Origin of the sequence: Burkholderia sp. MSMB1459WGS (assembly GCF_001534535.1) — a bacterium.
In the GTDB taxonomy this organism is placed as follows: Bacteria; Pseudomonadota; Gammaproteobacteria; order Burkholderiales; family Burkholderiaceae; genus Burkholderia.
Genome location: NZ_LPMU01000079.1, coordinates 1 through 21,523 on the forward strand (window position 1 = coordinate 1; position 21,523 = coordinate 21,523).

At 67.9% G+C, this 21,523-nt stretch carries 21 protein-coding genes; 10 read left to right on the forward strand and 11 right to left on the reverse strand.

The features are described 5' to 3' along the window. Positions 1–169: 169 nt before the first annotated feature. Complete coding sequence (locus WT97_RS29730; protein ID WP_059501050.1) at positions 170–853, reverse strand: DedA family protein; 684 nt, start codon at positions 851–853, stop codon at positions 170–172. Positions 854–1,036: 183 nt separating this feature from the next. Here WT97_RS29730 and mutL point away from each other — a divergent pair, with 183 nt between their 5' ends. Together mutL and miaA are read left to right on the forward strand one after the other, a co-directional pair. Next, positions 1,037–3,022, forward strand: coding sequence for a DNA mismatch repair endonuclease MutL (mutL, locus tag WT97_RS29735; protein WP_060354926.1), 1,986 nt, complete (start codon positions 1,037–1,039; stop codon positions 3,020–3,022). Then, positions 3,019–3,993, forward strand: a complete 975-nt coding sequence (gene miaA, locus WT97_RS29740) for a tRNA (adenosine(37)-N6)-dimethylallyltransferase MiaA (protein ID WP_060354927.1) — start codon at positions 3,019–3,021, stop codon at positions 3,991–3,993. The genes mutL and miaA overlap by 4 nt, the downstream gene beginning before the upstream one ends. Positions 3,994–3,998: 5 nt before the next feature. Here miaA and tetR read toward each other — a convergent pair whose 3' ends face one another. Continuing rightward, the gene (gene tetR, locus WT97_RS29745; protein ID WP_060354928.1) at positions 3,999–4,631 is read right to left on the reverse strand and encodes a tetracycline resistance transcriptional repressor TetR; all 633 of its coding nucleotides are present in this window, start codon (positions 4,629–4,631) and stop codon (positions 3,999–4,001) included. Between the two features lie 62 nt (positions 4,632–4,693). Here tetR and tet point away from each other — a divergent pair, with 62 nt between their 5' ends. Further along, positions 4,694–5,881, forward strand: coding sequence for a Tet(A)/Tet(B)/Tet(C) family tetracycline efflux MFS transporter (tet, locus tag WT97_RS29750; RefSeq protein WP_082751510.1), 1,188 nt, complete (start codon positions 4,694–4,696; stop codon positions 5,879–5,881). 28 nt (positions 5,882–5,909) lie between these two features. Here tet and WT97_RS29755 read toward each other — a convergent pair whose 3' ends face one another. Next, on the reverse strand, positions 5,910–6,305 hold the full coding sequence (locus WT97_RS29755) for an SgcJ/EcaC family oxidoreductase (RefSeq protein WP_060354966.1): 396 nt from the start codon (positions 6,303–6,305) through the stop codon (positions 5,910–5,912). A 112-nt stretch (positions 6,306–6,417) separates the two neighbouring features. Beyond that, positions 6,418–7,473 carry a phosphoribosylformylglycinamidine cyclo-ligase gene (gene purM / locus WT97_RS29760; RefSeq protein WP_059501045.1) on the reverse strand — a complete coding sequence of 352 codons (1,056 nt, stop codon included), beginning with the start codon at positions 7,471–7,473 and terminating at the stop codon, positions 6,418–6,420. Positions 7,474–7,723: 250 nt separating this feature from the next. Here purM and hda point away from each other — a divergent pair, with 250 nt between their 5' ends. Genes hda through panB form a run of 6 tightly spaced genes read left to right on the forward strand, consistent with a single transcriptional unit; the run spans position 7,724 to position 12,808 of the window. Beyond that, positions 7,724–8,458 (forward strand): DnaA regulatory inactivator Hda, encoded by a 735-nt coding sequence (gene hda / locus WT97_RS29765; RefSeq protein ID WP_034206485.1) that lies wholly within the window; start codon positions 7,724–7,726, stop codon positions 8,456–8,458. 11 nt (positions 8,459–8,469) lie between these two features. After that, positions 8,470–9,147 (forward strand): HAD family phosphatase, encoded by a 678-nt coding sequence (locus WT97_RS29770; RefSeq protein WP_060354929.1) that lies wholly within the window; start codon positions 8,470–8,472, stop codon positions 9,145–9,147. 5 nt (positions 9,148–9,152) lie between these two features. Next, on the forward strand, positions 9,153–10,688 hold the full coding sequence (gene pcnB, locus WT97_RS29775; protein WP_060354930.1) for a polynucleotide adenylyltransferase PcnB: 1,536 nt from the start codon (positions 9,153–9,155) through the stop codon (positions 10,686–10,688). Between the two features lie 35 nt (positions 10,689–10,723). Next, complete coding sequence (gene folK, locus WT97_RS29780) at positions 10,724–11,266, forward strand: 2-amino-4-hydroxy-6-hydroxymethyldihydropteridine diphosphokinase (protein WP_006476832.1); 543 nt, start codon at positions 10,724–10,726, stop codon at positions 11,264–11,266. Next, entirely contained in the window at positions 11,263–11,949 is a 687-nt protein-coding gene (locus tag WT97_RS29785) for a deoxynucleoside kinase (protein WP_059501043.1), read from the forward strand. The genes folK and WT97_RS29785 overlap by 4 nt, the downstream gene beginning before the upstream one ends. Before the next feature lie 43 nt (positions 11,950–11,992). Next, a complete protein-coding gene (panB, locus tag WT97_RS29790) occupies positions 11,993–12,808 on the forward strand; it encodes a 3-methyl-2-oxobutanoate hydroxymethyltransferase (protein ID WP_059501042.1) in 816 nt (271 codons plus the stop codon). A 142-nt stretch (positions 12,809–12,950) separates the two neighbouring features. On the opposite strand, the gene WT97_RS29795 is transcribed toward panB, so the two are convergent. From WT97_RS29795 to grpE, 5 genes are all read right to left on the reverse strand, one after another. Beyond that, complete coding sequence (locus WT97_RS29795) at positions 12,951–14,858, reverse strand: chorismate-binding protein (RefSeq protein WP_060354931.1); 1,908 nt, start codon at positions 14,856–14,858, stop codon at positions 12,951–12,953. Positions 14,859–14,862: 4 nt separating this feature from the next. Further along, positions 14,863–15,999, reverse strand: a complete 1,137-nt coding sequence (dnaJ, locus tag WT97_RS29800) for a molecular chaperone DnaJ (RefSeq protein ID WP_034206478.1) — start codon at positions 15,997–15,999, stop codon at positions 14,863–14,865. 253 nt (positions 16,000–16,252) lie between these two features. Further along, a complete protein-coding gene (gene dnaK / locus WT97_RS29805; protein ID WP_059501040.1) occupies positions 16,253–18,205 on the reverse strand; it encodes a molecular chaperone DnaK in 1,953 nt (650 codons plus the stop codon). A 148-nt stretch (positions 18,206–18,353) separates the two neighbouring features. Then, on the reverse strand, positions 18,354–18,794 hold the full coding sequence (locus tag WT97_RS29810; RefSeq protein WP_060354932.1) for a thioredoxin family protein: 441 nt from the start codon (positions 18,792–18,794) through the stop codon (positions 18,354–18,356). Between the two features lie 10 nt (positions 18,795–18,804). Next, positions 18,805–19,350, reverse strand: a complete 546-nt coding sequence (gene grpE / locus WT97_RS29815) for a nucleotide exchange factor GrpE (RefSeq protein WP_034206475.1) — start codon at positions 19,348–19,350, stop codon at positions 18,805–18,807. Between the two features lie 352 nt (positions 19,351–19,702). Between grpE and WT97_RS34720 the strand changes: the two genes are divergently transcribed. Beyond that, positions 19,703–19,864: a hypothetical protein gene (locus WT97_RS34720; RefSeq protein ID WP_006476841.1), complete on the forward strand. Its 162-nt coding sequence runs from the start codon at positions 19,703–19,705 to the stop codon at positions 19,862–19,864. Here the strand turns inward: WT97_RS34720 and WT97_RS29820 are convergent. Then, complete coding sequence (locus tag WT97_RS29820; RefSeq protein WP_034206474.1) at positions 19,836–20,243, reverse strand: RNA-binding S4 domain-containing protein; 408 nt, start codon at positions 20,241–20,243, stop codon at positions 19,836–19,838. The two genes, WT97_RS34720 and WT97_RS29820, sit on opposite strands and share 29 nt — an antisense overlap. Before the next feature lie 89 nt (positions 20,244–20,332). Next, positions 20,333–21,397 (reverse strand): ferrochelatase, encoded by a 1,065-nt coding sequence (gene hemH / locus WT97_RS29825; RefSeq protein WP_059791790.1) that lies wholly within the window; start codon positions 21,395–21,397, stop codon positions 20,333–20,335. Positions 21,398–21,523: the final 126 nt, after the last annotated feature.

The window sequence follows — 21,523 nt, forward strand, 5'->3', positions numbered from 1 at the left end:
TTCGGCCTACGGCCGAAGGCTCATGAAAGACCGAACACTAACGCTCGGCACTGTCCAAGAAATCCAAGCGGTTCACAAGCCCTTGGGCGCCTAGTGTTTAACCGTCCAACTTTGCGGGGTCAGTTCATCGCACGCTTTTTCATTTCCCCGAAGAGGAACGAACCCGCGTTCAGCGCCCACCCGCCTTCGGCACGTTATCCGACTGCTTCCCGCGCACGAGCTTCCACACCGCGCCGAGCGCGACCGGCACGATCGCCGCGCCAATCCCGACCAGCACGATCACGTTCAGGTACTGGCGAATGAACGGGATGTTGCCGAAGAAATAGCCGAGCAGCACGAGCAGCAGCACCCACACCAGCGCGCCGATCACGTTGAACAACTGGAAGCGCGCGGCGCTCATCGACGACGCGCCCGCGACGAACGGCGCGAACGTGCGCACGACCGGAATGAAGCGGGCGAGCACGATCGTCTTGCCGCCGTGCTTGTCGTAGAACGAGTGGGTCTTCTGCAGCGCGGCGCGATCGAGGAATCGCTCGAGCACCGGAATATGCGTATTGAACACCTTCGGGCCGATCCAGCGGCCGATCAGGTAGTTCACGGTGTTGCCGGAAATCGCCGCGACGAGCAGCAGCACGATCAGCAGGCCGACGTTCATTTCGCCCGTCGCCGCGAACGCGCCGCCGATGAACAGCAGCGAATCGCCGGGCAGGAACGGGAACACGACGAGCCCCGTCTCGCAGAACACGATCAGAAACAGGACGAGATAGACCCACGCGCCGTACTGCCGGATGAAATCGCCGAGGAAAGCGTCGATATGCAGGACAAGGTTGACGAAATGCAGCAGCGTATCCAAATGCGATTCCTCGAAGGCGATGGGGCCGGAACGGCCGGAACAGGCCAGGGATGGCCGAGGCGCCCGCCAGCCAAGGCGGCGCGCGCAACTGGGTGATGATACCGAAACTACCTTAAGGCTCCGTGAAAAAACGTAACGGCCGGCCGCCCCGGCACGCGTTCGCCGCCTCGCTATAATTCGGCCATGTCCGATATCACCGAAACGGCCGCGGGCGCCGCGCCCGCCCCCGCCGCGCGCCCGCTGCGCGCGATCCAGCCCCTGCCCGACCAGCTGATCAGCCAGATCGCCGCCGGCGAGGTCGTCGAACGCCCGGCGTCGGTCGTCAAGGAACTGCTCGAGAACGCGATGGACGCCGGCGCGACGACGCTGCGCATCGTGCTGGAAGAAGGCGGCGTCAAGCGCATCTCGATCACCGACGACGGCTGCGGGATCCCGCCCGACGAACTGGCGCTCGCGCTGATGCGCCACGCGACCAGCAAGATCCGCTCGCTCGAGGAGCTCGAAGCGGTCGCGACGCTGGGCTTTCGCGGCGAAGCGCTCGCGTCGATCGCGTCGGTGGCCGAGATGTCGATCACGAGCCGGACGGCCGATGCCGCGCACGCGACGAAGATCGACGCGCAGACGGGCGTGCTGTCGCCCGCCGCCGGCTCGATCGGCACGACGATCGAGGTGCGCGAGCTGTATTTCAACACGCCCGCGCGGCGCAAGTTCCTGAAGAGCGAGCAGACGGAATTCGGCCACTGCCTGGAAATGATCCGCCGCGCGGCGCTCGCACGGCCGGACGTCGCGATCTCGGTGCTGCACAACGGCAAGGCCGTCGAGCACTGGAATGCGACCGAGCCCGCGCAGCGCGTCGCGAAGATTCTCGGCGAAAGCTTCGCGACGGCGCACCTGCCGCTCGACGAGCAGGCCGGCCCGCTCGCCGTCTACGGCTGCGCCGGCCTGCCGACCGCGAGCCGCGGGCGCGCCGACCAGCAGTATTTCTTCGTGAACGGCCGCTTCGTGCGCGACAAGCTGCTGACGCACGCGGTGCGGGCAGCCTACGAGGACGTGCTGCACGGCGACCGCTACCCGTCGTACGTGCTGTTCCTCGACCTGCCGCCCGAAGCCGTCGACGTGAACGTGCATCCGTCGAAGATCGAAGTGCGGTTCCGCGATTCTCGCTCGATCCACCAGTATGTGTTCCATGCGGTGCAGCGTGCGCTTGCCCGCCATGCGGGCGCATCGCCGGAAACCACCGCGGGCGGCCATGCCGCGCATATCGAACCCGCGCCGCGTGGGCCGGCATCGTTCCTCGATACGCCGCTCGGCCAGAGCCCGGGCGGCGCGACTGGCGGCAGCGGCGGCAGCGGATTCTCGGCGCCGTCGTCCTCGTCGTCGGCGGGTAACACGTGGATGCGCCAGGCGCGGATGACGCAGGGCACGCTGCCCGTCGCGCAGCCGCTCGCGCTCTACGACGCGCTGTTCGGCCGCAAGGACAGCGGTGCCGGCACGCCGGACGGCACGACGCTCGTGGCGCGCGATGCTGCCGACGCCCCGGCCGCGCCGCTGCCGGGCTTCACCGCGTCGCCGCTCGCGCACGACGAGCAGCCGCTCGGTTTCGCGCTCGGCCAGATCCACGGGATCTACGTGCTCGCGCAGAACGCGTACGGTCTCGTGATCGTCGACATGCACGCGGCGCACGAGCGGATCCTGTACGAGCAATTCAAGAACGCGCTCGCGGATCGCTCGGTCGCCGTGCAGTCGCTGCTGCTGCCGATCTCGATGACGGCCACGCCGGTCGAGATCGGCACGGTCGAGGAAGAGCGCGACACGCTCGAATCGCTCGGCTTCGACCTCGCGGTGCTGTCGCCGACGACGCTCGCGATCCGCGCGGTGCCGGCGCTGCTGAAGGATGCCGACCTGCAGTCGCTCGCGCGCGCGGTACTCGCCGACCTGCACGCGTTCGGCGGCTCGCGCGTGCTCACCGAGCGCCAGCACGAACTGCTCGGCACGCTCGCGTGCCATCACGCGGTACGGGCGAACCGGCGCCTGACGCTCGACGAGATGAACGCGCTGCTGCGCCAGATGGAGGCGACCGAGCGCGCGGATCAGTGCAATCACGGCCGGCCGACCTGGTATCAGCTCACGCTGAACGATCTCGACCGTCTCTTCATGCGCGGGCAATGAGCGCTTCTTCGCAGTCCCGCCCGACGACGATCGCCTGCCTGCTCGGCCCCACCGCTTCCGGCAAGACGGCCGCGGCGCTGGCGCTCGCCGCGCGCCGCCCGATCGAGATCGTCAGCGTCGATTCGGCGCTCGTCTACCGCGACATGGATATCGGCACCGCGAAACCGTCGCACGACGAGCGCGCGAGCGTGCCGCATCACCTGATCGACATCATCGACCCGGCCGACGCGTATTCGGCCGCGGAATTCCGCGCGGACACGCTGCGCCTGATCGGCGAGATCGTCGCGCGCGGCCGCACGCCGTTGCTCGCGGGCGGCACGATGCTGTACTACAAGGCGCTGACGCAAGGGCTCAACGACCTGCCGGGCGCCGACGCGGAGATCCGCGCCGCACTCGATGCCGACGCCGCGCGCGACGGCTGGCCCGCGCTGCACGCACGGCTCGCGCAGGTCGACCCCGACACGGCCGCGCGGCTCGCGCCGAACGATTCGCAGCGGATCCAGCGTGCGCTGGAAATCTTCATGCTGAGCGGGCAGCCGATGTCGGTGCTGCTCGCCGCGCCGCGCCGCACGGACGATGCGGCCGCCGCATACCGCTTCGTGCCGGTCGCGCTCGAGCCGTCGGATCGCGCGGTGCTGCACGCACGGATCGCGCAGCGCTTCGACGCGATGCTCGACGCGGGCTTCATCGACGAAGTCGAACGGCTGCGGCGCCGCGACGATCTCCATCCCGACCTGCCGTCGATGCGCTGCGTCGGCTACCGGCAGGCGTGGGAATTCCTCGACGGCGTCACCGACTACCGGACGATGCGCGACAAGGGCATCTTCGCGACACGCCAGCTGTGCAAGCGCCAGATCACGTGGCTGCGCGCGATGCCGGAGCGGATCGTGGTCGACTGCGTCGCGCCGGATTCGACGGCCCGCGCGCTCGACGCACTCGAGCGCGTCCTCGACGGCCGCTCGCCGGGCTGACGCGGTCAGTCCGCCCGCCGCGCCGCCAGGCGCGCGCGGGCGCCGTCGACGATCCACGCGATGCCGCGTTCGAACGCTTCGTCGCCGCTGCGCGCCCGCAGCGCGGCCCAGCCTTGCGCGAGCCGCGGGTACTCGGCCGCGTCCGGCAGCGGCGCATCGGCGTCGCCGTCCGGCGCCGCCTGCTCTTCCAGCACCCATCCGACCACGAAGCGGCCGATCGCGACCATCACGTCGACCGCTTCGTCCGGCGTGAACCCCGCGTCGCCGAGCAGCGCGACCTTGCGTTCGATCGAGCTGAAATGCAGGGCGCGCGGCCGCGTGCCGGCATGCAGGCGTGCGCCGTCGCGATAGGCCAGCAGCGCTCGGCGAAAACTGCGCGCATTCTCCGCGAGCCATGCATCCCATACGTCGCCCGGCTCCGGCAGCGACGCACCGTGGCGCTCCAGCATGATCGCCTCGGCCATTGCGTCGAGCAGCTCGGCCTTGTTCCTGAAATGCCAGTACAGCGTCGGCGATTGCACGCCGAGCCGCTCGGCGAGCCGTCGCGTCGACAGTCCGTCGATTCCCACCTCATCCAGCAATTCGAGCGCCGCGCGCAATACCGTGTCGCGCGTCAGCCGCGCTCCCATGTCCTTCATCTCTATCACCGATAGGGAAACTGTGAAATACTCCTCACTCTATCATCGATAGAGTAATCCTCTTGAACCCGTCCCTGATTGCCATCCTGGCTACGGTCCTGCTCGACGCGATCGGCGTCGGGATCGTGATGCCGATCCTCCCCGGGCTGCTGCGCTCGCTCGCCGGCGCGGGCAGCACCGACACCCACTACGGAATCCTGCTCGCGCTGTACGCGTTCGCGCAGTTCCTGTGTGCGCCGCTGCTCGGCGCGCTGAGCGACCGTTTCGGCCGCCGCCCGGTGCTGCTCGCATCGCTCGCGGGCGCCGCGCTCGACTATCTGCTGATGGCGCTCGCGCCGACGCTCGCGTGGCTTTACGTCGGGCGGCTGATCGCTGGCATCACCGGCGCGAACGTCGCGGTCGCGACCGCGTCCGTGACCGACGTGACGGCCGAACCGGATCGCGCCCGGCGCTTCGGCCAGCTCGGCGCGATGATGGGCATCGGCTTCATCGCCGGCCCGCTGATCGGCGGGCTGCTCGGCGTGCTGCACCTGCGTGCGCCGTTCGTCGCGGCCGCGTTGCTCAATGCGCTGAACCTCGTGCTCGTGTGGCGCGTGCTGCCGGAATCGCGGCCTGCCCGGGAAGGCCGGACGGTCGGCGCGCTGAACCCGTTCGCGAGCCTGCGCCGGCTGAGCGGCGCGCCCGCGCTCGCGCCGCTGGTCGGCATCTACGTGATCGTGGCGCTCGTGTCGCAGGTGCCCGCGACGCTGTGGATTCTGTACGGCCAGGAACATTTCGGCTGGTCGACGCCGGTCGCCGGGCTGTCGCTCGCCGGTTACGGCGCATGCCACGCGCTCGCGCAAGCGTTCGCGATCGGGCCGTTGATCGCGCGGCTCGGCGAGCGGCGCGCGCTCGCACTGGGCCTGGCAGGCGACGCGCTCGGGCTGGCGATCATCGCGTGCGCCACCGCCGCCTGGGTGCCGTTTGCGCTGCTGCCGCTGTTCGCGGCCGGCGGCATGACGCTGCCCGCGTTGCAGGCGATGCTCGCCCGGCAGGTCGACGATGCGCGCCAGGGCGAACTGCAGGGCACGCTGGCGAGCGTGGCGAGCCTGATCGGTGTCGCGGGGCCGCTGGTCGTCACCGCGACCTACGCGGCGACGCGCGCGACCTGGCCGGGGTTCGTGTGGGCTGCGGCCGCGCTGCTGTACCTGCTCGTGCCGCCGTTGCTGGCCGGCGCGCGCCCGGCGAATGCGCCGCGGGCATCCGCGTAAGCGTAAGCGCGAGCGTGCGCCGTCGCGCTCAGCTCGCGAGCGTGACGAGATTCGCGTCGCGCACGAGCTGCCAGCGGCCGTCGGCCTTGCGGAAGATCGTCAGCGTGTGGCCCGACCGGCGGATCGTCTCGCCGCCCGGCGGCGTCGCGTCGATCTCGATGAAATTGCGCATGTATGCCCAGTCGCCGATCACACGCAGCTCGTCGATCCGGTAGCGGCCGTCGATCTTCGGCGGGTGGTCCGCGCCGGCGTTCGCGTCGCGCGACGCGGCCGCGAACGCCGCCTTGTCGAACGGCGGCTTGCCGGCCACCATGAAGATCGCGTCGTCGGCGATCAGGTCGAGCACGATCGCCAGATCGCCGCGCCGGCTCGACACGAACCAGGTTTCCACGAGCTCGCGGATCGCGCGTTCATCTTCGGTCATCGTCGCCCCTCCTTCATCGGCGCGCGTCCGTACGCACGCGGCGCCCGAAAAAAAACCGCCCGGAGCGATGCCGGGCGGCTTTCCATACTGCATTCTGCGCTGCTGCCGTGCTTCAGACCACGACCGTCTGCGCCTCGCCTTCGCGGGTCGCACGCACGGTGCCGATCTTCCACACCTGTTCGCCGGCGGCGGTCAGGTCGGCGATCGCTGCGTCGGCGTCGGCCGCCGAGACGATCACGGCCATGCCGATCCCGCAGTTGAACACGCGGTGCATTTCCGCGTCGGCGACGCCGCCGTGCTCCTGCAGCCACTTGAACAGCGGCGGCAGCGGCCATGCCTGCTGGTCGAGCTCGGCGGTGAGGCCTTCGCGCAGCACGCGCGGGATGTTCTCGACGAGGCCGCCGCCCGTGATGTGCGCCATGCCCTTCACCGTCAGCTTCTGCATCAGCGCGAGCAGCGGCTTCACGTAGATGCGCGTCGGGGCCATCAGCGCGTCGGCCAGCGAGCGGCCGTGGAAATCCGCCGACAGATCGGGATTCGCGCGCTCGATGATCTTGCGCACGAGCGAGAAGCCGTTCGAGTGGATGCCGCTCGATGCGAGGCCGAGCACCACGTCGCCTTCGGCGATCGTGCTGCCGTCGATGATCTTGCTCTTCTCGACCGCGCCGACCGCGAAGCCGGCCAGGTCGTATTCGCCGTCCGGGTACATGCCCGGCATTTCGGCGGTTTCGCCGCCGATCAGCGCGCAGCCCGACAGTTCGCAGCCCTGCGCGATGCCCTTGACGACGGTCGCGGCCGTGTCGACGTCGAGCTTGCCGCACGCGAAGTAGTCGAGGAAGAACAGCGGCTCGGCGCCCTGCACGAGGATGTCGTTCACGCTCATCGCGACGAGATCCTGGCCGACGGTGTCGTGTTTGTTCAGATGAAAGGCCAGCTTGAGCTTGGTGCCCACGCCGTCGGTGCCCGAGACGAGCACGGGCTCCTTGTACTTCTTCGGCACTTCGAACAGCGCGCCGAACCCGCCGATGCCGCCGAGCACGCCGTCGCGCAAGGTTTTCTTCGCAAAAGGCTTGATCTTGTCGATGAGCGCGTCGCCTGCGTCGATGTCGACGCCTGCGTCGCGGTAGGACAGACCCTGAGCGTCGGGAGCGGATTTCGGAGGATTCATGGGGGAATGCGAGAAGGTCGGTAAAATGCGATTTTACCCGAAGCCGGCCCGTTGGCCGGAATTCCCAGCACCGAATCGTCAGGGATCGCATCTTGGTCAACACGTCCCCGTTTTCATCGCCGGGCGAAGCGCGCCGAAAGCCGCGCCGCGCCGTGCGTACGGTCGCGCGTGAAGCCAGCCGGGGCGCCTTCCCTCGCGCGTGCCCGGCGTACGGCACGCGTTTTTTCAACCGACCCGCATTGTGACTGCTGTGTCCCGTCAACTGACGCTCGATCTCGGCACGCCGCCGCCCGCCACGTTCGACAACTTCATCATGAGCGACGAGAACGACGAGCTCGTCACGCGCCTGCAGAAGCTCGATCTCGCGCTCGCGGCCGGCCCCGTGCCGGATCGGTCGTTCTATATCTGGGGCGAACCGGGCAGCGGCCGCACCCACCTGCTGCAGGCGCTCGTGAGCGACGCGTCGTACGGCTACGCGCGCTACCTGACGCCGCAGAGCCCGCTCGGCGCGTTCACGTTCGACCCGCGCATCGGCATCTACGCGATCGACGACTGCGACCGGATGAGCGACACGCAGCAGGTCGCGCTGTTCAACCTGTTCAACGAAGTGCGCGCGCACCCGTCGAGCGCGTTCGTCGCGGCGGGCCCGGCGGCGCCGCTCGCGCTCGACGTGCGCGAGGATCTGCGCACGCGGCTCGGCTGGGGGCTCGTGTTCCACCTGTCGCCGCCGTCCGACGCCGGCAAGATCGCCGTGCTCAAGCTCGCGGCGAAGGAGCGCGGAATCGCGCTCACCGACGACATCGCCGCGTACCTGCTGACCCATTTCCGCCGCGACATGCCGAGCCTGATGGCATTGCTCGACGCGCTCGACCGCTTCTCGCTCGAGCAGAAACGCGCGGTCACGCTGCCGCTGCTGCGCCGGATGCTCGCACGTCCCGGCGACGACATCGCACCACCGGGCACGGGCCCGAACCGCTTCGAGTAAAATGCGCTTCCATGACTAATCTGGCACTCTTTGACCTCGATCACACGCTGATCCCGACCGATAGCGACCACGAATGGGGTCGCTTCATGGTGAAGCTCGGCATCGTCGACGCGGAAAGCTTCTCGCGTCAGAACGATCAGTTCTTCGCTGACTACAAGGCCGGCAAGCTCGACATCCACGCGTACCTGTGCGCGATGCTCACGCCGCTCGCGAAGTATTCGCGCGCGCAGCTGGCCGAATGGCACGAGCAGTACATGCACGAGGTGATCCGCCCCGCGATGACGCCCGGCGCGCTCGAACTCGTGCGCAAGCACGTCGACGCCGGCGACCTGTGCTGCGTCGTGACGGCCACCAACGAATTCATCACGCGCCCGATCGCGACCGCGTTCGGCGTCGACACGCTGATCGCGTGCGAGGTCGAAACGACCGACGGGCATCCCGATTCGCCGTACACGGGCCGGCCGACCGGTACGCCGAGCTATCGCGAAGGCAAGATCGTGCGCACCGAAGCGTGGCTCGCGTCGCTCGGCAAACACTGGGACGACTTCGAACACAGCTATTTCTACAGCGACTCGCACAACGACATTCCGTTGCTCGAGAAAGTCACCGACCCGATCGCGACCAACCCCGACGACACGCTGCGTGCGCACGCAAGCAACCGCGGCTGGCGCATCCTGGATCTCTTCTGAACGTCGTGATCAAAAAATTCATTCGCAAGTTGCTCGGGCAGGACGAAACCGAGCAAACGCCCCCCGCCGCGGCCCCGGCCGACAAAGCGGCCCCTGCTGCCCCGCGCGCGCCGAAGGGCGCCCGCGGCGGTGCGAAGCAATCGCGCAGCAACCATGAGCCGACCGTCGTGCCGGCCAGCGTGCACGGCATCAACCCGGCGCTGATCTCGAGGAACGCGGTGCGCGTGACCGACACGCTGCAGCAGGCGGGCTTTCGCGCGTTCATCGTCGGCGGCGCGGTGCGCGACCTGCTGCTCGGCATCGCGCCGAAGGACTTCGACGTCGCGACCGACGCGACGCCGACCGAGGTGCAGCGCCTGTTCCGCCGCGCGCGCCTGATCGGCCGCCGCTTCCAGATCGTCCACGTGCAGTTCGGCCAGGAACTGATCGAGGTATCGACGTTCCGCGCGCTGGTCGACGCGCCGCCCGAGGCGGCCGCGGCCGAGCCGCCGAAGCGCCTGAAGCGCGACGAACTCGATCGCCGCACGCACGCGGTCGATGCGAGCGGCCGCGTGCTGCGCGACAACGTGTGGGGCGAGCAGCACGAGGACGCCGCGCGCCGCGACTTCACGATCAACGCGATGTACTACGACCCGTCGACGCAGACGGTGCTCGACTATCACGACGGGATGGCCGACGTACGCGCCCGCCTGTTGCGGATGATCGGCGACCCCGCCACCCGCTTCCGCGAGGATCCGGTGCGGATGCTGCGCGTCGTGCGCTTCGCGGCGAAGCTCGGTTTCGAGATCGAGCCGCATACGCGCGAGCCGATCCACGCGCTCGCCGACCTGATCAACAACGTGCCGGCCGCGCGCCTGTTCGACGAAATGCTGAAGCTGCTGCTGTCGGGGCACGCGCTCGCGTGCCTGCAGCGGCTGCGCAAGGAAGGCCTGCATCACGGGCTGCTGCCGCTGCTCGACGTCGTGCTCGAACAGCCGCAGGGCGAGAAGTTCATCACGCTCGCGCTGAACAACACCGACGCGCGGGTGCGCGCCGGCAAGCCGGTGTCGCCGGGCTTCCTGTTCGCGACGCTGCTGTGGCACGACATGCGCCAGCGCTTCGAGCAGTACACGGCCGCAGGCGAAATCCCGGTGCCGGCGCTCCATCGCGCGATGGACGACGTGCTCGACATGCAGACCGAGAAACTCGCGATCCACAAGCGTTACTCGGCCGACATGCGCGAGATCTGGGGCCTGCAGTTGCGCCTCGAGAAGCGCTCGGGCCGCAGCGCGATGCGGCTGCTGGAACACCAAAGGTTTAGAGCGGGGTATGATTTCCTCCTGTTACGCTGCGAATCCGGCGAGCTCGATGCGGAAGTCGGACAGTGGTGGACGGATTTCATCGAAGGCGACGCGGCCGCTCGCGAGGCATTGCTCACGCAGGGCGGCTCGAAGGAAAAATCGCCCCGCAAGCGGCGCCGCCGCGGCGGTGCGCGAAACCGCAATCCGGGTGAAGGCGCCGCCGCGCAGGCGCCGGATACCGCGAGCGGTTCCGACGACTGACGCATGCGCCGGCGAACGACGTAGGAAGTGATGCCATGACGGTTGCATATATCGGATTGGGGGCGAATCTCGGCGATGCGCGCCAGACCCTGAAGGACGCGGTGGTGTGCCTCGCGCAGCAGCGCACCATCTCGATCCTCGGCAAGTCGAGCCTGTATCGCACGGCGCCGTTCGAAGCCGGCGGCGACGACTACTACAACTGCGTCGTCAAGCTCGACACGACGCTGTCGGCCCGCGAGCTGCTCGCGCTCTGCCAGAAGATCGAACATCACTTCGGCCGCGAGCGCCCGTATCGCAATGCGCCGCGCACGCTCGACCTCGACATCCTGCTGTTCGGCGCCGATTCGATCGACGAACCCGACCTGATCGTCCCGCACCCGCGCCTCACCGACCGCGCATTCGCGCTCGTGCCCCTCGTCGAAATCGAGCCGGCGCTCGACATCCCCGCGCGCGGCCGTGCCGACGCCTTTCTCGCCGCGGTCGCGGATCAGCGCGTCGAAAAGGTGCAAACCTGCCAGTGCCTGATGCAAAAGGCGCTCGCTGCCGGCGAAGACGCCGACAAGACCCGCTGCCGATGAACTCGACTCCGCTGACCGTCACCGCGCCCGACCTGCGCGCCCCGCACCGCTATCTCGTGATCGAAGGCCCGATCGGCGTCGGCAAGACGACGCTCGCGCGCCTGCTCGCCGAGCGCTGGTCGATGCAGACGCTGCTCGAACGCCCGCAGGACAACCCGTTCCTCGAACGCTTCTATCGCGACACCGCACGCTACGCGCTGCCCGTCCAGCTGTCGTTCGCGCTGCAGCGCGCGCAGCAGGCGCGCGAGCTGATCGGCGCGCTCGACACGGGCCGGCCCGTGATCGCCGATTTCATGCCGCAGAAGAACGACATCTTCGCGCGGCTGAACCTGCCGGAAGACGAATGGCAGCTGTATCGCTCGGTCGCCGCGCACGTCGACGTGCCGCAGGCGCCGTCGCCCGATCTCGTCGTCTACCTGCAGGCCAGCCCCGAAGTGCTGTTCTCGCGCATCCAGAAGCGCGGGACGCCGATGGAGCTGCAGATCAGCGACGCGTACCTGCGCTCGCTCGTCGATGCGTACAACGAATTCTTCTACCACTACGACCGCACGCCGGTGCTGACGGTCGCAGCCGAACACCTGAACCCGCTGGATTCCCCCGAGGATCTCGCCCTGCTGGTCGAGCGCATCGAGACGATGCGCGGCCGCAAGGAATTCTTCGTCAAGGGCGAGACGGCGCGTTGACGCGTCCCGCCCGTCGTTCCTCCCCCATCGACCCGGATTTCCCATGACCTATCTCCAGGAATCGAGCCGGCCTGCCGTGACGGTACCCAAGCTGCAGGCAATGCGCGACGCCGGCGAGAAGATCGCGATGCTCACGTGCTACGACGCGAGCTTTTCGGCGCTGCTCGATCGCGCCGGCACCGACGTGCTGCTGATCGGCGATTCGCTCGGCAACGTACTGCAGGGCCATACGACCACGCTGCCCGTGTCGCTCGACGACATCGCTTATCACACTGCCTGTGTCGCACGTGCGCAGCCGCGTGCGCTCGTCGTCGCCGATCTGCCGTTCGGCACGTACGGGACGCCGGCCGACGCGTTCGCGAATTCCGTCAAGCTGATGCGCGCGGGCGCGCAGATGGTCAAGCTCGAGGGCGGCGAATGGCTCGCCGATACGATCCGCTTCCTCGTCGAACGCTCGGTACCCGTGTGCGCGCACCTCGGCCTCACGCCGCAGTCGGTGCATGCGTTCGGCGGCTTCAAGGTCCAGGGCAAGACCGAAGCGGGCGCCGCGCAACTGCTGCGCGATGCGCGCGCGGTCGAGGAAGCCGGTGCGCAACTCGTCGTGCTCGAAGCCGTGCCGACGCTCGTCGCATCCGAAGTCACGCACATGCTGAAGATTCCGACGATCGGCATCGGCGCGGGCGTCGACTGCTCGGGGCAGGTGCTCGTGCTGCACGACATGCTCGGCGTGTTCCCCGGCAAGCGGCCGCGTTTCGTGAAGGACTTCATGCAAGGACAGCCGAGCATTCAGGCGGCCGTCGAAGCCTACGTGAGCGCGGTGAAGGACCAGTCGTTCCCGGGCCCGGAACACTCGTTCTGACGCGTACCCGGCGGCTCGTTCGCCGGTGCCCTGCCGATAAAAAAGCGCGGCGCCCGTAAAGGGCGCCGCACTTTTTTCCGGAAGCCGCGTGGCCGATGCTCGGCGGCCGCGGCTCGGGCAAGCTACCCGAGCCGCCACCCCGTCACTTCAGCACCGCGTCGAGCGCCCCGCGCAGTGCGTTGGTCAACAGCAACGCCTGCGCGCGCGCCAGATCGTCGCGCATGACGACCCGCTCCACGGCGCCGAACGCGCGATCGTCGAGCAGCACGCCGCGCATCACGCCCGGCAGCACGCCGCTCGTCAACGGCGGCGTCACCCACTGGCCGTCGAGCTTCACGAACAGGTTCGAGCGCCCGCCTTCCGTCACCTCGCCGCGCTCGTTGACGAACAGCATGTCGAACCCGCCGAGCGCCTCCGCCGCCTGCCACGCGCGGTCGTATTCGGCACGGCGCGTGGTCTTGTGCAGCAGCAGCGCATCGCTCGCGAGGGTCGGCGCGAAGCCGTGCGCGCAGGCCAGCAGCACGCCGACCGGCCCCGCCGGCAGCGGCTTGAGCGGCGCCGCGACGATCTCGATCGTGCCTTCCTTCGCCAGCGCGAGCTTCATCCGGTACGCGCCGTCGCCGTCGAGCGCCGCGCAGCGCGCATCGATCTCGCGACGCAACGCGTCGGCATCGAAACGGAAGCCGAACGCATCCGCGCTGCGTTGCAGCCGCGCGAGATGGCGATCGAGATGGCGGATTCCGTCCGCCCGCGTCGCGGCCGTCGTTTCGAACAGCTGGAAGCCGGGGTCGGCGTCCGTCAGGAATCGCGCTTTCAATTCGCACTCCGCGTATTCATCGGCCGCGACGCTGTCGAGCACGATGCCCGCGCCGACACCCATCGTGCCGCGCCGCCGGCCGGCGGCGGCCGTTGCCGCGTCGCGCGTGGCGCTCGTCGCGGCGGGATCGGCTGCGACCGCATCGAGCGTCAGCGTCCGGATCGCGACCGACAGGCAGAAATCGCCGCACCCGGCCGCAGCGCCTGCCGACGCGGCCTCGTCCTTCGGCGCGTCGAGCCAGCCGATCGCACCGGTATACAGCCCGCGCGGCGTCGACTCGATCGCATCGATCAATTGCATCGTCTTGTACTTCGGCGCGCCCGTGATCGACCCGCAAGGAAACAGCGCGCGCAGCATCTGCGCGAACGTCGTGCCGTCGCGCCAGCCGGCCTCGACCGTCGACGTCATCTGCCACACCGATGCATACGGCTCGACGGAGAACAACGCCGGCACCTTGACGCTGCCCGTGCGCGCAATCCGCGACACGTCGTTGCGCAGCAGGTCGACGATCATCACGTTTTCCGCGCGGTTCTTCGGGTCACTCGCGAGGAACGCGGCCGCCGCCGCGTCTTCACGTGGGTCGGCCGAGCGCGGCGCGGTGCCCTTCATCGGCCGCGCGCGCAGCACGTCGCCATGCTTCTCGACGAACAGCTCCGGCGAGCACGACACGACCCACGCACCGTCGGGCCGCGCGATCAGCGCGCCGTAACGCACCGGCTGCCGCGCGCGCAGCCGCCGGTACAGCGCGAGCGGCGTGCCGAACACGTCGAAATTCAGCCGGTACGTGTAGTTGACCTGATACGAATCGCCCGCGCGCAGCGCGTCGTGCACCGTGGCGATCGCCGCGTCGAACGCATCGCGCGACACGCTCTTCGCGACATGCGCGACGCCCGCGATCGACGGCGCGGCGCCGCCGTCCTGCTGCGCGAGCCACGCGTCGACGTCGTCGCGCGACAGCCGCTCGCAGCGCGTATACAGCAAAAAGCGCAGCGGGGCATGGCCCGGCTGCGCCCGTTGCAGGTTGCGTCCGAATTCGTAATCGCCGACGACGACCGCATGCAGCCCGTCGCGCAGATCCTGCGCGAGCGCCGCGTCGATGGCGTCGAGCTGCGCCGGGTCCGTGCACACGCGTTCGCGCACGAAGCCCGAATACAAACGACTCGACCGCGCGGACGCGGTCGAGTCGCAATCGTCCAAGAGCGCGAACGACGCGCTCTCGTTGCCTTCAGTCATGCCGTTACTCGAAGAAGCTCTTCACCCGGTCGAACCAGCTCTTGCTCTGCGGGCTGTGACGCGCGCCGCCCTCAGCCAGCGATTTCTCGAACTGCTTGAGCAGGTCGCGCTGGTGATCGGTCAGCTTCACCGGTGTCTCGACCTGCACGTGCACGTACAGATCGCCCGCAATGCTCGAACGCAGCCCCTTGATGCCCTTGCCGCGCAGGCGGAACGTCTTGCCCGACTGCGTGCCTTCCGGCACCGGGAACGACGCCCGGCCGGCCAGCGTCGGCACCTCGATCTCGCCGCCGAGTGCGGCGGTCGTGAACGGAATCGGCATCTGGCAGTGGAGATCGTCGCCGTCGCGCTCGAACACCGCGTGCGGCTTGATGTGGATCTCGACGTACAGGTCGCCCGGCGGCCCGCCGTTGATGCCCGGCTCGCCGTTGCCGGCCGAGCGAATCCGCATCCCGTCGTCGATCCCGGCCGGGATCTTCACTTCGAGCGTCTTGGTTTCCTTCACCTTGCCCGACCCGTGGCAATGCGCGCACGGTTCCGGGATATAGGTGCCCGTGCCATGGCACTTCGGGCAGGTCTGCTGGATGCTGAAGAAGCCCTGCGACATGCGCACCGTGCCCTGGCCGTGACAGGTCGGGCAGGTTTCCGGCTTCGTGCCGGGCTTCGCCCCCGACCCGTGGCAGACTTCGCACGACACCCAGCTCGGCACGCGGATCTGCGTGTCGTAGCCGTGCGCGGCCTGCTCGAGCGTGATTTCCATGCTGTAGCGCAGGTCGGCGCCGCGATACACCTGCGGGCCGCCGCGGCCGCCGCGCGCGGCACCGCCCGCGGCCTGGCCGAAGATGTCGCCGAAGATGTCGCCGAATGCATCGGCGAAGCCGCCGAAGCCCTGCGCGCCCGCACCGCCCATGTTCGGATCGACGCCCGCGTGGCCGTACTGGTCGTACGCGGCCCGCTTCTGGCCATCCGACAGCATTTCATAGGCTTCCTTCGCCTCCTTGAAATGCTCTTCCGCATCCTTGCTGTCCGGATTGCGGTCAGGGTGATACTTCATCGCAAGCTTGCGATATGCCTTCTTGATTTCGTCGTCGCTCGCGTTCTTCGCGACGCCCAGAACCTCGTAGTAATCCCGTTTCGCCATATCGATTCACTGTGCCGCCACGCTTCGCGCACGCGGCGGCTCCTTTCGCCCGCAGTAAAGTCTCTCGACTCGTCTGGCGCTGCACCGTCCGCGGACGGCTCACGCAGCACCCGCCAAAAAACAAATGTGCCCGGAGGGCCGCAAGGCCCGCCAGGCGTGGAGTCGATCCGGCCATCCGGAAGGAAAGACAGACCGCTTGTCAGCCGCGCCGCGCGCGTTTCGCGCGCGGCGTACGGTGCCATGGCAACCCGGCTCAGTCCTTCTTCACTTCCTTGAACTCGGCGTCGACGACGTCGTCGGCAGCCTGTTGCGCACCACCCGCATGGGCCGCGCCTTCCGCCGCACCGGCCGCGCCGGCCGCACCCGCCTGCTGGGCCTGCATGTCGGCGTACATCTTCTCGCCGAGCTTCTGCGACACCTTGCCGAGCTCCTCGACCTTCGCGTCGATCGCAGCCTTGTCGGCCGACGTGTCCTTCAGCACGTCCTCGAGCGACTTCAGCGCCGCTTCGATCGCTTCCTTCTCGCCCGCGTCCAGCTTGTCGCCGTACTCGGTCAGCGCCTTCTTCGTGCTGTGGACCAGCGCGTCGCCCTGGTTGCGCGAATCGGCCAGCTCACGCAGCTTGTGGTCTTCCGCTGCGTTCGCTTCCGCGTCCTTGATCATCTGGTCGATTTCAGCCTCGGACAGGCCCGAGTTCGCCTTGATCGTGATCTTGTTTTCCTTGCCGGTCGCCTTGTCCTTCGCGCCGACGTGCAGGATGCCGTTCGCGTCGATGTCGAAGGTCACTTCGATCTGCGGCACGCCGCGCGGTGCCGGCGGGATGCCTTCGAGGTTGAACTCGCCGAGCAGCTTGTTGCCCGCCGCCATTTCGCGTTCGCCCTGGAACACCTTGATCGTCACGGCGCTCTGGTTGTCGTCGGCCGTCGAGTACACCTGGGCGTGCTTCGTCGGGATCGTCGTGTTCTTGCTGATCATCTTCGTCATCACGCCGCCGAGCGTCTCGATACCGAGCGACAGCGGGGTCACGTCGAGCAGCAGCACGTCCTTGCGGTCGCCCGACAGGACCTGGCCCTGGATCGCCGCGCCAACCGCGACGGCTTCGTCCGGGTTCACGTCGCGGCGCGGATCCTTGCCGAAGAACTCCTTCACCTTCTCCATGACCTTCGGCATGCGCGTCTGCCCGCCGACCAGGATCACGTCGTCGATGTCCGACACCTTGACGCCTGCGTCCTTGATCGCGATGCGGCACGGTTCGATCGTGCGCTCGACGAGGTCTTCCACCAGCGCTTCCAGCTTCGCGCGGGTGATCTTCAGGTTCAAGTGCTTCGGGCCCGACGCGTCCGCCGTGATGTACGGCAGGTTGATTTCGGTCTGCTGGCTCGACGACAGCTCGATCTTCGCCTTTTCGGCGGCTTCCTTCAGGCGCTGCAGCGCGAGCACGTCCTTCGACAGGTCGACGCCCTGCTCCTTCTTGAACTCGCCGATGATGTAATCGATGATGCGCTGGTCGAAGTCTTCGCCGCCGAGGAACGTGTCGCCGTTGGTCGACAGCACTTCGAACTGCATTTCACCGTCGACGTCCGCGATCTCGATGATCGACACGTCGAACGTGCCGCCGCCGAGGTCGTACACGGCGATCTTGCGGTCGCCCTTCTCGGCCTTGTCGAGGCCGAACGCGAGCGCGGCTGCCGTCGGCTCGTTGATGATCCGCTTGACTTCGAGGCCCGCGATGCGGCCGGCGTCCTTGGTCGCCTGGCGCTGGCTGTCGTTGAAGTACGCCGGCACCGTGATCACGGCTTCCGTGACCGGCTCGCCGAGGTAGTCTTCCGCCGTCTTCTTCATCTTGCGCAGCACTTCGGCCGACACCTGCGGCGGCGCGAGCTTTTCGCCGTGCGCTTCGACCCATGCATCGCCGTTGTCGGCCTTGATGATCGAGTACGGCATCAGGCCGATGTCCTTCTGGACTTCCTTCTCTTCGAAGCGGCGGCCGATCAGGCGCTTCACGGCGAACAGCGTGTTCTTCGGGTTGGTCACCGACTGGCGCTTGGCCGGCGCGCCGACGAGGACTTCGTTGTCGTCCATGTAGGCGATGATCGACGGCGTGGTGCGCGCGCCTTCCGAGTTCTCGATGACCTTGACCTGGTTGCCTTCCATGATGGCGACGCACGAGTTCGTGGTGCCGAGGTCAATACCGATGATCTTTCCCATTTTTTCCTAATCTCCAGAAATGCTTGTTTGCTGTACGAAACACCGCGTTTTTCGGCGGTTTCGCACGCCAGAATTCAACTCTGTTCCCGAAATGCGTCCGTCCGATCCGTTTTCAAGACCCGACGAGCGATGCGGATATTAAATTTTTTCAATCGCCGCCGGCTAGCGGATCGTGCCGGCCACCGGTGCTTTCGCCGGACGGCGCACCCGCCGCGGCCATCTTCGCGCGTGCCGCCGCGACGGCTGCCTGGAACTGCGCGAGGCCATGCCAGCCGGTCGCGCGGCCCAGCTGCTTGCCGCGGTGGAAGAAGAACCACGTCGGCACGCCGTGCAGCCCGAAGCGGCGCCCCAGCTGATGGTGCTCGTACACGTTGCAATGGAACCACTTCAGGCCCAGCGCGCGGATGGCGCCGGGCTGCGCGAGCATCGCCTTCTTCGCGATCTCGCAGTTGAAGCAGTCGACGCCCCAGAAGAACACCACGGCCAGCGCATCGCCCGCGCCGTCGATGGCCGCGTCGAACGTGCCGGCGTCGAGCGCCTGCATGTCGAATGCGTCGAACGCGGCCGGATCGACGCCGGCGGGCACCATGTCGGCCGCCTTACTTCGGCTGGGCGACGGTGACGAGCGCCGGACGCAGCACGCGATCGGCGATCATGTAGCCCTTTTGCAGCACCGTGACGACGGTGTTCGGCTCCTGCTCGGCCGGCACCATCGAAATGGCCTGGTGCTGGTGCGGATCGAACTTCTCGCCGACCGGGTTGATCGCGACGACACGGCCCTTCTCGAGTGCGCTCGTCAACTGGCGCAGCGTCAGCTCGACGCCTTCGCGCACCTTCGCGATATCGCCGGAGGTATCGCTGACGGCCGCTTCCAGGCTGTCCAGCACGGGCAGCAGGTGTTCCGCGAAGCTCTCGATCGCGAACTTGTGCGCCTTCGACACGTCATCCTGCGCGCGGCGGCGCACGTTCTCGGTCTCGGCCTTCGCCCGCAGGAAGCTCTCCTGGAGCTCGGCGACCTTGGCTTGAGCCTCCGCGAGCGCCGCGTCGGCGGCTTCGGCGGCGGGCGCGGCGCCTTGCGCCGCCTGCTTTTCGCTACCGATGTCTTCGGCCGATTGGGTAGCCGGGTTCTCTTGCGTGTTTTCCATGTCGCTGAAAGTCGATTAGAGGTTGAAGCCAAATCGGCAACCGTCGGACGTATACCCGGCGGCACCGCACATTGATGGTGTAAATAAGGGCGAAAACTGCGATTTCAAGAGGGTCATTCGCCGGCATTCGCCAATGCCGTGAAACAACCGCGCGTTTCCTGGTGCAGGCGTCGCATAGTTCGCCGGATCGGGCGAAACGGCCTGTAACAACGCTTACCCGGCAAGTACTAGCTCCGCACAGGCCCGCTGCACTACACTCCACTCAAGCGTCGGAAAAGCGTGTTTACCCTAGCTGACCGCCGCACGACATCCACCTGGCGCCGTTTTCACCCTTGTTCTCGAGGGGAGTACCGTGAAACTGACCTTTGCGATATCGGTGGTCGCGCTGGTACTCATTGCCGGCACCACCACCATCTGCCTGTCGGGAGCCGTCACCGACCGCACGACCGAATACGGAAGCGCGCGGGCGACGTTCGACCAGATGTTCAGCTCCCACCAGAAAATCTGTCGATGATGCGCCGGTCGCGCTTCGTTGGCCGGCCGTGCAGCCCGGCCGCCGGCTCGCGATACGTGCGGCGCCGCTCCAGTTCGGCGAGCCGCGCGGCCCGCCCCGCTTCCGTTTCCTCATAGAGCGTCTGCGCGACGCTCGCGGGGCCGCGCACGTCGCACACGCCCAGCACGGCAATGTGCCAGACGATGCCGTCGATCGCAATCTCGACCTCGTCGCCCACCCGCACGTCCTTCGCCGGCTTGACCGCTGCACCGCCGATCTTCACGTGTCCCTTGTCGACCGCATCGGTCGCGAGCGAGCGCGTCTTGAAGAACCGGGCCGCCCACAGCCATTTGTCGATGCGCAGCTTCGCGCCCGGTTCCGTGGAAATCTTGTAGTTCATGTCAGCCTCCGCCGGGCAGTCCCAAGGAGGCTGACCGCCCCCTCGGGGGGCAGCGAACGAAGTGAGCGTGGGGGTCGTTTCATCTCGTCTCAACCGACCGTTTCGGGCTGCGCGGCCTTGACGGGCCAGCCCTGCAGATTCTCCGCGACGATCTCGCCGAGCGCGCCGATCCACGCGGACGCGCCGTTCAGACACGGAATGCGGTGGAAGGTCTTGCCGCCGCCGGCGAGGAATTCGTCGCGCACTTCCATGCCGATTTCCTCGATCGTCTCCAGGCAATCGGCCGTGAAGCCGGGACAGAACACGTCCGCCCGCCGCACGCCCGCCTCGCCGAATTCGCGCAACGTCGGCGCGGTGTACGGCTGCAGCCATTCGGCCTTGCCGAAGCGCGACTGGAACGTGACGCGGCATTCGGTACCCGACAGCCCGAGCGCGGCCATCAGCAATGCGCCGGTCTGCTGACACTGATCGTGATACGGGTCGCCGAGGTCGAGCGTGCGCTTCGGCACGCCGTGGAAACTCAGCACCAGCTTGTCGCCGGCCGCGAAATCGGGCCGGCCGTGCTGCGCCCAGTACTGGCGCACCTGTTCGGCCAGCGCATGGATATAGGCCGGATGGTCGGCGTAGTGCCGCACCGTGCGCACTTCCGGCTGATTGCGCATGCGCGCGAGTGCGTCGAACGCGGCATCGAACGCGGTGGCCGTGGTCGACGCCGAGTATTGCGGATACATCGGCATCAACAGCACGCGCTCGACGCCCGCGCGCTTGAACTGCGCGAGCGCGTGCGCAATGTTCGGGCTGCCGTAGCGCATCGCGTAGTCGACCGTCACGTGATAGCCGTTCGACACGAGCAGGTGCCGCACGCTGTCGGTCTGACGCTCGGTGTACACGCGCAGCGGCGAGCCCTCGGGCATCCAGACGGCCGCGTATTTCTTCGCGGATGCACGGCCGCGCAGCGGCAAGATCAGCGTGCGCAGCAGCACCTGCCAGACGGCCTGCGGGATTTCGACGACCCGTGGATCCGACAGGAATTCGGCCAGGTAGCGCCGCACTGCGCGCGGCGTGGGCGCGTCGGGCGTGCCGAGATTGATCAGCAGCACACCGATGCGATGGGCGGCCGCGATATTCGAAGGCGGCTCAAGATCGAAACGCATGGGCAAGGACGTGCTCGAGGCACGGGACCGGATGGCCTTCAATTATAACGGGCCGCCCCGTGCCGTTCGGCCGACTGTCGCCGCAAGCGGCGCCGCGGCACGATAGCGGGGCGGGATCGGGCTGGC

Excerpts from the sequence above, each read along its gene's own strand:
- WT97_RS29795 (WP_060354931.1), bottom strand. The coding sequence starts at position 14,858 with ATGACTGAAGGCAACGAGAGCGCGTCGTTCGCGCTCTTGGACGATTGC.
- WT97_RS29820 (WP_034206474.1), bottom strand. The coding sequence starts at position 20,243 with ATGAACTACAAGATTTCCACGGAACCGGGCGCGAAGCTGCGCATCGAC.
- hemH (WP_059791790.1), bottom strand. The coding sequence starts at position 21,397 with ATGCGTTTCGATCTTGAGCCGCCTTCGAATATCGCGGCCGCCCATCGC.
- WT97_RS29755 (WP_060354966.1), bottom strand. The coding sequence starts at position 6,305 with ATGACCGAAGATGAACGCGCGATCCGCGAGCTCGTGGAAACCTGGTTC.
- panB (WP_059501042.1), top strand. The coding sequence starts at position 11,993 with ATGACCTATCTCCAGGAATCGAGCCGGCCTGCCGTGACGGTACCCAAG.
- dnaJ (WP_034206478.1), bottom strand. The coding sequence starts at position 15,999 with ATGGCGAAACGGGATTACTACGAGGTTCTGGGCGTCGCGAAGAACGCG.
- WT97_RS29770 (WP_060354929.1), top strand. The coding sequence starts at position 8,470 with ATGACTAATCTGGCACTCTTTGACCTCGATCACACGCTGATCCCGACC.
- tetR (WP_060354928.1), bottom strand. The coding sequence starts at position 4,631 with ATGAAGGACATGGGAGCGCGGCTGACGCGCGACACGGTATTGCGCGCG.
- WT97_RS29810 (WP_060354932.1), bottom strand. The coding sequence starts at position 18,794 with ATGGTGCCCGCCGGCGTCGATCCGGCCGCGTTCGACGCATTCGACATG.
- grpE (WP_034206475.1), bottom strand. The coding sequence starts at position 19,350 with ATGGAAAACACGCAAGAGAACCCGGCTACCCAATCGGCCGAAGACATC.
- purM (WP_059501045.1), bottom strand. The coding sequence starts at position 7,473 with ATGAATCCTCCGAAATCCGCTCCCGACGCTCAGGGTCTGTCCTACCGC.
- mutL (WP_060354926.1), top strand. The coding sequence starts at position 1,037 with ATGTCCGATATCACCGAAACGGCCGCGGGCGCCGCGCCCGCCCCCGCC.
- folK (WP_006476832.1), top strand. The coding sequence starts at position 10,724 with ATGACGGTTGCATATATCGGATTGGGGGCGAATCTCGGCGATGCGCGC.
- dnaK (WP_059501040.1), bottom strand. The coding sequence starts at position 18,205 with ATGGGAAAGATCATCGGTATTGACCTCGGCACCACGAACTCGTGCGTC.
- miaA (WP_060354927.1), top strand. The coding sequence starts at position 3,019 with ATGAGCGCTTCTTCGCAGTCCCGCCCGACGACGATCGCCTGCCTGCTC.
- WT97_RS29785 (WP_059501043.1), top strand. The coding sequence starts at position 11,263 with ATGAACTCGACTCCGCTGACCGTCACCGCGCCCGACCTGCGCGCCCCG.